The organism is Streptomyces flavidovirens DSM 40150 (assembly GCF_000429085.1).
GTDB lineage: Bacteria > Actinomycetota > Actinomycetes > Streptomycetales > Streptomycetaceae > Streptomyces > Streptomyces flavidovirens.
This window is the reverse complement of sequence record NZ_AUBE01000038.1, coordinates 24,340-35,370: the sequence shown is the minus strand read 5'-3', so window position 1 is coordinate 35,370 and position 11,031 is coordinate 24,340. Positions and strand designations below refer to the sequence as shown.

Below are 11,031 nucleotides of genomic sequence, written 5' to 3'. Positions count from 1 at the left end.
ATCGGCGACACCATCCGGGTCTCGCTGTCCGCGCCGCCGGTCGAGGAGGTCAAGGTCGGCCTCCAGATCCTGGAGGCGCTCAACCTCAAGCAGCGGCGGCTGGAGATCGTGTCCTGCCCGTCCTGCGGGCGTGCGCAGGTCGACGTCTACAAGCTCGCCGACCAGGTGGCCGCCGGTCTCGACGGCCTGGAGGTGCCGCTGCGCGTTGCCGTGATGGGGTGTGTTGTCAACGGTCCTGGTGAGGCGCGTGAGGCGGACCTCGGTGTCGCGTCCGGCAACGGCAAGGGGCAGATCTTCGTCAAGGGCGAGGTCATCAAGACCGTGCCCGAGTCGAAGATCGTCGAGACGCTCATCGAAGAGGCGATGAAAATCGCCGCGGACATGGAGGGCGAGGGCATCACTTCGGGGACGCCCGCCGTCACCGTGAGCTGAAGGACCAGAGAGGGGGCCCGAGCGTGACGATCTTGGAAAGTATCCGGGGGCCGCGCGACCTGAAAGGTCTGACAGAGGCCGAGAACTGTCAGCTGGCATCCGAGATCCGGGAGTTCCTGGTGCGGGCCGTGGCCCGGACGGGCGGACACCTCGGGCCCAACCTCGGGGTGGTGGAGCTGACCATCGCCCTGCACCGGGTCTTCGACTCGCCCGCCGACCGCATCCTGTGGGACACCGGCCACCAGAGTTACGTACACAAACTGCTGACCGGCCGGCAGGACTTCTCCAAGCTGCGCGGCAAGGGCGGGCTCTCCGGCTATCCGTCGCGCGAGGAATCCGCGCACGACGTCATCGAGAACTCGCACGCCTCGACGGTCCTCGGCTGGGCCGACGGGCTCGCCAAGGCCAACCAGGTGCTCGGCCGGAGCGACCACGTCGTCGCGGTGACCGGGGACGGCGCGCTCACCGGCGGCATGGCCTGGGAGGCGCTCAACAACATCGCCGCCGCCCGCGACCGGCCGCTGGTCATCGTCGTCAACGACAACGAGCGTTCGTACGCCCCGACCATCGGCGGGCTCGCCGACCACCTCGCCACTCTCCGTACGACGGACGGGTACGAGCGGTTCCTCGCCCGGTGCAAGGACGTGCTCCAGCACACCCCCGTCGTCGGACAGCCGCTGTACGGGTCGCTGCACGGCGCGAAGAAGGGCTTGAAGGACTTCATCGCCCCGCAGGGGATGTTCGAGGACCTGGGGCTCAAGTACGTCGGCCCGGTCGACGGCCACGACATCGCGGCGATCGAGTCCGCACTGCGCCGCGCGAAGCGCTTCCACGGGCCGGTGCTCGTGCACTGCCTGACCGAGAAGGGACGGGGTTACGCCGCGGCCGAGGAGGACGAGGCAGACCGCTTCCACGCCGTCGCCGCGATGAACCCGCTGACCTGCGAACCCCTCGCACCGGCCAACGGTCCTTCCTGGACTTCCGTGTTCGGCGACGAGATGGCGAAGATCGGCGCGGAGCGGCCCGATGTCGTCGCGATCACGGCGGCCATGCTGCATCCCGTGGGGCTCGGCAAGTTCGCCGCGGCGTTCCCCGACCGGTTCTGGGACGTCGGGATCGCCGAACAGCACGCCGCTGTCTCCGCTGCCGGCCTCGCCACCGGCGGGCTCCACCCCGTCGTCGCCGTCTACGCCACCTTCCTCAACCGCGCCTTCGACCAACTGCTCATGGACGTGGCGCTGCACAAATGCGGCGTGACCTTCGTACTGGACCGGGCGGGCGTCACCGGGACCGACGGGCCCTCGCACAACGGCATGTGGGACATGTCGCTCCTCCAGGCCGTACCCGGCCTGCGGATCGCAGCGCCGCGCGACGCCGACCAACTGCGTGCCCAGCTCCGCGAGGCAATGGACGTCGACGACGCACCGACCGTGCTGCGCTTCCCCAAGGAATCCGTGGGACCGGTGATCCCGGCGGCCGGCCGGGTGGGCGGCATGGACGTGCTGCGCCGGGCCGCCGGACCCGACGACGTACTCCTGGTCTCCGTCGGCGCGCTCGCGCCCGTCTGCATGGAGGCGGCCGGGCTGCTGGACGAGCGGGGCATCGGCTGTACGGTCGTCGACCCGCGCTGGGTCAAGCCCGTCGACGAGCAGCTCGCGCCGCTCGCCGAGCGGCACCGCCTCGTCGCGGTCGTCGAGGACAACAGCCGCAGCGGCGGGGTCGGTTCAGCCGTCGGGCAGGCGCTCCGGGATGCCGGAGTCGACGTACCCCTGCGGACATACGGCATCCCGGAGCAGTTCCTCGCGCACGCAGGGCGGGGTGAGGTGCTGGCCGACATCGGGCTCACACCCGCGTCGATAGCGGGTCGGATCAGCCTCGCCCTGGCGGCCGGGGATGCCCGGTCCGTCCCCCTGCCGAACGCCAAGGAGACCGCGGAATGACGGACGGCGCGCCGAAGGAGTTCGACCTGGGCAAGCTCCTCGCCGAACGCGGGGCCGAGCGCTACGAGCTGCATTCCAGGCACCTGAACCACCAGCTGCCCCGCATGCTGCGCACCATCGGCTTCGACAAGGTCTACGAGCGGGCCGAGGGCGCCTACTTCTGGGACGCGGAAGGCAACGACTACCTCGACATGCTCGCGGGCTTCGGCGTGATGGGCCTCGGCCGGCACCATCCCGTCGTACGCAAGGCGCTGCACGACGTCCTCGACGCCTCGCTCGCCGACCTGACCCGCTTCGACTGCCAGCCGCTGCCCGGACTGCTCGCCGAGAAGCTGCTCGCCCACAGCCCGCACCTGGACCGGGTGTTCTTCGGCAACAGCGGCACCGAGGCCGTCGAGACCGCGCTGAAGTTCGCCAGGTACGCGACGGGCAAGCCCAGGATCCTGTACTGCGCGCACGCCTTCCACGGCCTGACGACCGGCTCGCTGTCGGTCAACGGTGAGGCGGGCTTCCGCGACGGCTTCGCGCCGCTGCTGCCCGACACCGCGATCGCGCTGGGTGACCTGGACGCCCTGGAGCGGGAGCTGAAGCGGGGTGACGTGGCCGGTTTCGTCGTGGAGCCGATCCAGGGGAAGGGCGTGCACGAGTCCCCGCCCGGGTTCCTGCGCGCCGCCCAGGAGCTCCTGCGCCGCCACAAAGGACTGCTGATCGCCGACGAGGTGCAGACAGGCCTGGGCAGGACCGGGGACTTCTACGCGTACCAGCACGAGGAGGGCGTCGAACCCGATCTGCTGTGCGTCGCGAAAGCGCTCTCGGGAGGCTACGTACCGGTCGGCGCGACCCTCGGCAAGGACTGGATCTTCAAGCGCGTTTACTCGTCGATGGACCGGGTGCTGGTGCACTCGGCCAGCTTCGGCTCGAACGCGCAGGCCATGGCGGCGGGCCTGGCCGTTCTCTCGGTGATGGAGGACCAGGAGATCGTCGCGAACGCGCGGCGCTCCGGCGATCTGCTGCGCGAGCGGCTGACCGCGCTCATCGGCCGTTACGAGCTGCTGCACGACGTACGGGGGCGCGGGCTCATGATCGGCATCGAGTTCGGCCGGCCCAGCTCACTGAAGCTGCGCAGCCGCTGGACCATGCTCCAGGCCGCCCGCAAGGGACTCTTCGCGCAGATGGTCGTCGTACCGCTGTTCCAGAAGCACCGCATCCTCACCCAGGTCTCCGGCGACCACCTCGAAGTGATCAAGCTCATTCCGCCGCTGGTCGTGGGGGAGAGGGAGGTCGAGCGGTTCGTCGGCGCGTTCACCTCGGTGATGGACGACGCGCACAGTGGCGGCGGTCTGATGTGGGACTTCGGCAAGACCCTGGTGAAGCAGGCGGTCGCCAACCGGTAGGGCCGCCTGTGCCCCGCCCGCATCGCGGCCGCCGGGCAGCACGCCCGGCGGCCGGCGCTGACACCTGCTGCGCTCAGCTCTCGAGCAGGCGCGTCCGCAGTCGCTCGCGGGTCTCGGGAGCGAGGTTCAGCCCCTGCGCGAGGTAGCGGTCGGTGGTGCCCCAGGTCTCCTCGATCGTCTCGAAGGCGGCGTTCAGATACTCCGCGCGGGCCTCGAACAGCGGGCTGAGCAGCTCCATGACCTGGGGCGACATGCCGGTAGGCGAGTTGTCGCTGCGGTGGACCTTGTAGCGGCGGTGCGGGTCGTTCGACTTCAGGTAGTCGGCCTCGATGGCCTCGCGCTCGACGCCGAGCGCCAGCAGGGTCACCGCTATGGACAGGCCGGCGCGGTCCTTGCCCGCCGCGCAGTGCATCAGCGCGGGGACGGAGTCCTCGGCCAGGGCGTGCAGCACCTGGCTCTGCTCGGCCGTACGCTCCTTAATGATCATGCGGTACGTCTCCGACATGCGGTCCGCGGCCTTGCCGTCGGACAGGATCTCGCGCAGCTCGTCGAGGTTTCCGTCGCGGACCATTTTCCAGAACACGGCGCCGTCGGCCGGGTCCGTCAAGGGCAGATTGACGTTGCGCACCCCCGGCAGCTCCACGTCGGGGCCCTCCAGCGTCTGGTCCGCCTCGTTGCGGAAGTCGAAGATCGTGTGGAGGCCGAGCGAACTCAGGAACGCCGCGTCGGCGGCGGTGGCGTGCGCCAGGTGACCGCTGCGGAAGAGGGCTCCGTACCGGACCCGCCGCCCGTCCGCCGTCGGCAGGCCGCCCACGTCGCGGAAGTTGCGCACCGCGGCAAGCTCGGGCTCGTGCTCGGGCTCGGTCGACGGGACCTGCGGCAGCTGCTGTGTCACGTGGGCTCCTGAAGTCTGCCGTCGGCGCTGCTCGCCGACTTCGGCGCGTTTCGACGATACGACACGGGTTCCCTGGGCAACCATCTCGGCTTCCCGGAGCAACCATCTCGGCCGACACCCTCAGGTCATTGCAACAGGGAGACCGGATGAACGAAGATGTTCGGACCTGTGCGAATCTGGGGGACTTGATGATCGAGACCGGCGGCAACGGCCGTACCTGGCTGCTCTCCGGCGCGGCCGGCAGCTATGCGCTGCACCTCACCGGCCAGGACGAGCTGGTTCACCTGCACTGGGGGCCGCGCATCTCCCTCGCCGACGCCGAGTCGCTCGCCGCCGAACCCCCGCCGCCGTACTGGCCGTTCGAGTCGCAGCTCGACGGGCGCGAGGAGTACCCGGTCGAGGGCGGCCCCCGTTTCGCACGGCCCGCCCTGTCCGTACGTACGCCCGCCGTGCGCGGCACCGAGTGGCGGTACTCGCAGGCGGTCACGGCCGGCGACGAACTGCGGCTGCGCTTCACCGACCCCGTCCACCACCTCGGCCTCACCCTGCACTACCGGATGCGCGAGGACTCCGACGTCGTCGAGCGGTGGGCCACCGTCGCGCACGAAGGACCGGCCGACGCCCCGGCCCTGGAACTGCTGAGGGCCGACGCCGCCGCCTGGACGCTGCCCCGGCGCGAGCGGTGGCGGATGAGCCAGCTGCACGGCCGGTGGGCGGCCGAATCCCGGCTCGTACGCTCGGATCTCACCCCCGGCGAGAAGGTCCTGGGCAGCCGCCGCGGCCACACCGGGCATCAGCACCTGCCCTGGGTCGCCCTCGACGCCGAGGGCGCCACGGAGGAGAGCGGCGACGTGTACGGCTGCGCGCTCGGCTGGTCCGGGTCGTGGCGCATCGCCGTACAGCAACTGCCCGACGGGACGGTGCAGATCACCGGCGGGGCCGGACACGACGACTCGGGGCTGCTGCGGCTGGCGCCCGGCGGAACGTACACCACTCCCGTCTTCGCGGGGCTGTGGAGCGACGGCGGGTTCGGCGGGGCGAGCCGGGCCTGGCACGCCTGGCAGCTCGCGCACGTGATCCCGGACGCGGAACGTCCGCGGCCGGTTCTCTTCAACTCCTGGGAAGCGACCGGTTTCGACATCTGCGAGGAGCAGCAGCGTGCGCTCGCGCGCCGGGCCGCGGACATCGGCGTCGAGCTGTTCGTGGTGGACGACGCGTGGTTCGGTGCGCGCGTCAGCGACCGGGCCGGGCTCGGGGACTGGACGCCCAACCCCGAGCGCTTTCCCGGTGGGCTGAAGCCGCTCGCCGACGAAGTGCACGGGCTGGGTATGCGGTTCGGCATCTGGGTGGAGCCCGAGATGGTCAACGCCGACAGCGATCTGTACCGGGCGCATCCCGACTGGGTGCAGCATCACCTCGGGCGCACCCGCACGGAGTTCCGCAACCAGCTCGTCCTCAATCTGGCGCGGGAGGACGTCCAGGCGTACCTCTGGGAGCAGCTCGACGGCCTGCTGTCGAGCACGCCCGTCGACTATGTGAAGTGGGACTTCAACCGCTGCTTCACCGACGCGGGCTGGCCGGGCGAACCGTACCCGCAGCGGCTGTGGACCGAGCACGTGCACGCCCTGTACGCGCTCCTCGACCGGCTGCGGGCCGCGCATCCCGGCGTCGCCTTCGAGTCGTGCTCGGGGGGCGGCGGACGGATCGACCTCGGGATTCTCTCCCGTACCGACCAGGTGTGGACCTCGGACAACACCGATCCGCTGGACCGGCTCGCCATCCAGTACGGCTTCAGTCAGGTGCACCCGGCGCGGGCGATGGCCGCGTGGGTCACCGACAGCCCGAACACCCAGCTCAACGGGCGGGTCAGCTCACTGCGCTTCCGCTTCGTGAGCGCGATGGCGGGCGTGCTCGGCATCGGCGGCGATCTCACCGGGTGGAGGGAGGGCGAGATCGCCGAGGCGCGCGAGTGGGTGGACCTGTACAAGGAGATCAGGCCGGTGGTGCAGCACGGCGAGCTGTACCGGCTGCGCGCCCCCGACGGCGGGCTCAGCGCGGTCCAGTACACGCGCGGCGACGACATCGTGGTCCTCGCGTGGCTGCAGGCCCAGCACTACGGCGAGCAGCAGCCGCCGCTGCGCCTGCGGGGGCTCGACCCGGAAGCGGCGTACGCCTGCCTGGACACCTCGGCCGTGCACCGGGGTTCCGTACTGCTCCACCGGGGGCTGCGCACCGCGCTGCGCGGGGATCTCGACGCGGCGGTCTTCCGGCTGCGGAGATTTGACGCCTTTACGGGCATAAGGCGGGGCGTAAGGCACGGTTGGGGCGAAACGGGCGATGTCCTGCTAACTCCCCTTGCGGGTATGGGAAATGGCGAGACCACTGGTGAGCAGGATCATATTTGTGACGGTGCGTGGCGAAGCGCCGTGAGCAACTACCAGTTCACGCGCGGGGGGCGATGATCCGTAATCCACAGAGGGTGACGGGAATTGCGTCGTGAATTCTCTTGGGGCGATGACGGAATGAATGGACTGGCTTGTACGGGGCAGCCCCGTCGGCTTACGGTCACCGTCAATCCGGGAGGACCGCCGAATCCTGCCACCTCCCGGGGTCCGCACTCACACTCACTCACGCGTGGCAGGAGCGGGGGACCCAGGTAAGTACGCCGGTCACCGGATGTTCCATGGTCCGGTCCGGCTTTGGGGTTAAGTCGCGCAACGCGGCCGGGCATCTCCAGCCCGAACCCGACAGCTCACCTCGTAGGCGCCGGAGAGGAATGTTCCATGCCCGCAAAGGGTAAGCACCGCCGCCCGAGGTCCAACCCGCTCACGCGCGGATTCGTCGCCGCGGGAACGGGTGGAGCCGCACTCGCACTTCCCCTCATCGCCGCCACCGGCGCGAACGCCGCGGAGAAGACCGCTCCGGCCCCCGCGTCCGCCGGCAAGGCCGCCGCCGCTGATTCCCCGGCGGCTGCTGAGAAGGCGACGCCGAAGAAGAAGACCGGCACCAAGACCTACTCCGTGGTCTCCGGCGACTACCTGTCGAAGATCGCCGACGAGCAGGACGTGCGTGGCGGCTGGCAGAAGCTGTACGAGGACAACCGTGAGGTCGTCGGCGGCAACCCCTCGCTGATCCTGCCCGGTATGAAGCTGACCATCGGAGCGAAGGCGGCGGCCCCGGCGAAGCCGGCCCCCGCGAAGGCCGCTCCGGCGAAGCCCGCTCCGGCGAAGGCCGCCCCCAAGGCCGAGGCCGAGAAGCCTGTCTCCGCCCCTGCCCCGGCCGCTGCCGCGCAGAACGCCGGATCCGGCTTCACCGCCCCCGTGTCCGCGAGCGTCACCACGCCGTACCGCGCCGCCGGCGGCAGCTGGTCCAGCGGTTACCACACGGGCGTCGACTTCGCCGCGGCGAGCGGTACGCCGGTCAAGGCGGTCGGTGCGGGCACCGTCGTCTCCGCGGGCTGGAGCGGCTCGTACGGCAACGAGGTCGTCATCAAGCACGACGACGGCCGGTACTCGCAGTACGCCCACCTGTCCTCGCTGTCCGTCTCCTCCGGCCAGAGCGTCGGCGGCGGCACGCAGATCGGTCTCTCCGGCAGCACGGGCAACTCCACCGGCCCGCACCTGCACTTCGAGATCCGGACCGGCCCGAGCTACGGCTCGGACGTCGACCCGCTGGCCTACCTCCGCGGCCACGGCGTCACCGTCTGATCCGCCCGAAGGCGGCCGTACGCCCCCTTTTGCTGCCACACGCGGCGGCAAAAGGGGGCGTACGTGCGTTTTCGTCCTATTCCGGGTTGGGTGAATCTTGACCGGTGTCATATATCACGCCGCGTCAACCCCTCCCTACGGTGGCGTAGGTCACTTGCCCCAGTGAAGGATGTGCCGACGTGGCAGACGATTCGAGATCATTCAGCGCAGGCACCATCGGGTCGTACGCGGCGATCGGCGACAGCTTCACCGAGGGCGTCGGAGATCCGGGACCCGACGGTGCGTTCATCGGCTGGGCCGACCGGCTCGCCGTACTCCTCGACGACCGCGTCCCCGAGCACACGTTCCGCTACGCCAACCTCGCCGTACGCGGCCGCCTGCTCGACCAGATCGTGGCCGAGCAGGTCCCGCGCGCGAAGGCACTGGCTCCCGACCTCGTGAGCTTCTGCGCCGGCGGCAACGACATCCTCCGGCCCGGCAGTGACCCCGACGACGTGGCCGAGCGCTTCGAGCGGGCGGTCGCCGACCTCACCAACGCCGTGGGCACCGTCATGGTGACCACCGGCTTCGACACGCGCGGCATTCCCGTACTGCGCCATCTGCGCGGCAAGATCGCGATGTACACGGCGCACGTACGGGCGGTCGCCGACCGCTACAACTGCCCGGTGCTCGACCTGTGGTCGCTCAAGTCCGTCCAGGACAGGCGCGCCTGGGACGGCGACCGGCTCCACCTCTCGCCCGAGGGCCACACCCGCGTCGCGCTGCGCGCCGCCCAGGTGCTCGGCCTCGACGTACCGGCCGACCCGGACCAGGCATGGCCGCCGATGGCCCCGCGCAACTCGCTGGAGGCGCGCCGGGACAACATCCAGTGGGCGCGGGAGCACCTGGTGCCGTGGATCGGGCGGCGGCTGCGCGGTGAGTCGTCAGGTGATCACGTCGAGGCGAAGAGGCCCGATCTGCTGCCGCTGTGAGACCTCGGCAGGTCCGCGCGGTATGCGAGCCAGGACGCCGCCGGCGAACACGTCGTACAGCGGCAGGGGCTCCGGACGAGGGTGGCCCACGCGCCTCTAGGAGGAGAGGAGGGCCGCCGGTCCGATCAGGTCCGTGTTGCCCTCCGCCGTGCAGGCGTGGGCGCCTGCACGGGCGCCGAGGCGGGCGCATTCCTCCAGGTCCCGGCCGGTGAGGCGCCCGTACAGGAATCCACTGACGTACGCGTCCCCGGCGCCGTTGGAGTCCACCACCGGACCGGGCGGCACGGTCGCGGGAATCGGGCGCGGGGTGCGGCTGCCGTCCCGCGTCAGCAGGTACGAGCCGCCCGCGCCCGCCGTGGCCACCACGGCCTCGGCGCGGCCCTCCCGCAGGATGTCGCGCATCACGGCGGCAATCCGCTCACCGGCGCCGGCCGCGCTCAGGAACACCAGGTCGCAGCGGAGGGCGAACTCCCGGTGATGATCGGCGAGTCCGTCCCAGTCGTGCAGATCGGTCGAGACGGGGACGCCCAGTTCCTCGATGTCGTCGAGCAGGTGCCGCGCGAAGTCCATGATGGACAGGTGGACATGCCCGCTCCGCCGCAGGTGGGGGAGGTAGAAGTCGCGGGGCATCCGCAGATCGCCGGGGTCGCGGGCGTCGTAGAAGGACATCCGGCGGCCCGTCGCGGTGTCGACGAGGTTCACCGCGCGTCGCGTGCCCGTCGCAGAGATCAGCGGCTCGAAGTCGACACCGCCCTTGGCGAGGCGCTCCCTGACCTGCCCGCCGATCCAGTCGTCGCCGATGAAGTCGAGGAATTTCACCTCGAGTCCGAGCGCCCGGCAGCCCAGCGCGACATTGCCGCCCGTGTGCCCCGGCCACTCGCGGATGGCCGGCACGCCGAACGAGTCGGCGAGCGGTACGGGCAGCGAGTCGACGCGGACAACCGTGTCCACCCCGCTGCCGCCGATGACCAGGACGTCGTACACCGTGTGCTGAGACCGCTGTTCAGACACCGCAACCCCTTCCGGCTCCACTGGAGCACAGTATGGCTGCACGGAGAGGCAACAGGGCTGGACTGACTGTGCCGACCGGGTACTGATCGCGCCGCCCCGGCCCGACCCGACTCGACTCGCCCCAACCCAGAAGCGGCGGGACCAGGACTTCAGCGCGCCGCAGCCGCCAGCTCCGCCCGGTCGATGCCCAGCTCGCGTGCGAGCGCGTCGTCCGTCCACTCCAGCATGGCGGTACGGGACAACGACCCCGCGTACGAGGTCATCTGGACAGCGAGGCCGTCCAGCAGGGCGGTCAGCCGCCAGGCGGCGGAAGCGGGGTCCTCGCACCGGAACTCACCGGCCTCCGCGCCCTCCGTGAGGACCTCCGTCAGTGCCGCCTTCCACCGCTGATCGAGGTCACGCGCCACCTCGCGGAGTGCCGGCTCACGCAGCGAGGCCGCCCACCCCTCGATCCACAGCTTCCACCCCTTGGCCTGCCCGGTCGGTGCGTACCACCGGACCGCCGAGCGCAGTCTGCGGACGGCGCTCGTACGGCGGCCGAGCAGCTTGCGCAGCTGGGCGAGATCGCCTTCGGCGGCGTGTGCGAAGGCGGCCGCGGCGCGCAGCATTTCCTCGCGCCGTTCCTCCACGCGCAACCGGACACTTGCCACGCGGTAACGCTACACACCGGCCACCTCGGCA

At 70.6% G+C, this 11,031-nt stretch carries 9 protein-coding genes and 1 riboswitch; of the genes, 6 read left to right on the top strand and 3 right to left on the bottom strand.

The features are described 5' to 3' along the window. The 3 genes from G412_RS0129905 to G412_RS0129895 all read left to right on the top strand — a co-directional run. Window positions 1-432 (top strand): flavodoxin/ferredoxin-dependent (E)-4-hydroxy-3-methylbut-2-enyl-diphosphate synthase (locus tag G412_RS0129905; RefSeq protein WP_028815255.1); only part of this gene is annotated, 432 nt, incomplete at its 5' end. A gap of 23 nt (window positions 433-455) precedes the next feature. Continuing rightward, the gene (gene dxs, locus G412_RS36640) at window positions 456-2,372 is read left to right on the top strand and encodes a 1-deoxy-D-xylulose-5-phosphate synthase (RefSeq protein WP_051338697.1); all 1,917 of its coding nucleotides are present in this window, start codon (window positions 456-458) and stop codon (window positions 2,370-2,372) included. After that, on the top strand, window positions 2,369-3,766 hold the full coding sequence (locus G412_RS0129895) for an aspartate aminotransferase family protein (RefSeq protein ID WP_028815254.1): 1,398 nt from the start codon (window positions 2,369-2,371) through the stop codon (window positions 3,764-3,766). Before dxs ends, G412_RS0129895 begins: the two co-directional genes overlap by 4 nt. Window positions 3,767-3,839: 73 nt before the next feature. Here G412_RS0129895 and G412_RS0129890 read toward each other — a convergent pair whose 3' ends face one another. Then, window positions 3,840-4,661 (bottom strand): tyrosine-protein phosphatase, encoded by an 822-nt coding sequence (locus G412_RS0129890; RefSeq protein WP_028815253.1) that lies wholly within the window; start codon window positions 4,659-4,661, stop codon window positions 3,840-3,842. 188 nt (window positions 4,662-4,849) lie between these two features. Between G412_RS0129890 and G412_RS36635 the strand changes: the two genes are divergently transcribed. The 3 genes from G412_RS36635 to G412_RS0129875 all read left to right on the top strand — a co-directional run bounded on the left by G412_RS36635 (window position 4,850) and on the right by G412_RS0129875 (window position 9,339). Beyond that, entirely contained in the window at window positions 4,850-7,123 is a 2,274-nt protein-coding gene (locus G412_RS36635) for an alpha-galactosidase (RefSeq protein ID WP_106964196.1), read from the top strand. Between the two features lie 149 nt (window positions 7,124-7,272). After that, window positions 7,273-7,442, top strand: a riboswitch (cyclic di-AMP (ydaO/yuaA leader). Window positions 7,443-7,444: 2 nt separating this feature from the next. Beyond that, complete coding sequence (locus tag G412_RS0129880; protein WP_028815252.1) at window positions 7,445-8,368, top strand: M23 family metallopeptidase; 924 nt, start codon at window positions 7,445-7,447, stop codon at window positions 8,366-8,368. A gap of 179 nt (window positions 8,369-8,547) precedes the next feature. Continuing rightward, the gene (locus G412_RS0129875) at window positions 8,548-9,339 is read left to right on the top strand and encodes an SGNH/GDSL hydrolase family protein (RefSeq protein ID WP_028815251.1); all 792 of its coding nucleotides are present in this window, start codon (window positions 8,548-8,550) and stop codon (window positions 9,337-9,339) included. Between the two features lie 96 nt (window positions 9,340-9,435). On the opposite strand, the gene G412_RS0129870 is transcribed toward G412_RS0129875, so the two are convergent. Further along, the gene (locus G412_RS0129870; RefSeq protein WP_037650291.1) at window positions 9,436-10,350 is read right to left on the bottom strand and encodes a carbohydrate kinase family protein; all 915 of its coding nucleotides are present in this window, start codon (window positions 10,348-10,350) and stop codon (window positions 9,436-9,438) included. A gap of 149 nt (window positions 10,351-10,499) precedes the next feature. Next, window positions 10,500-11,000, bottom strand: a complete 501-nt coding sequence (locus tag G412_RS36630) for a TetR family transcriptional regulator C-terminal domain-containing protein (RefSeq protein WP_078607529.1) — start codon at window positions 10,998-11,000, stop codon at window positions 10,500-10,502. Window positions 11,001-11,031: the final 31 nt, after the last annotated feature.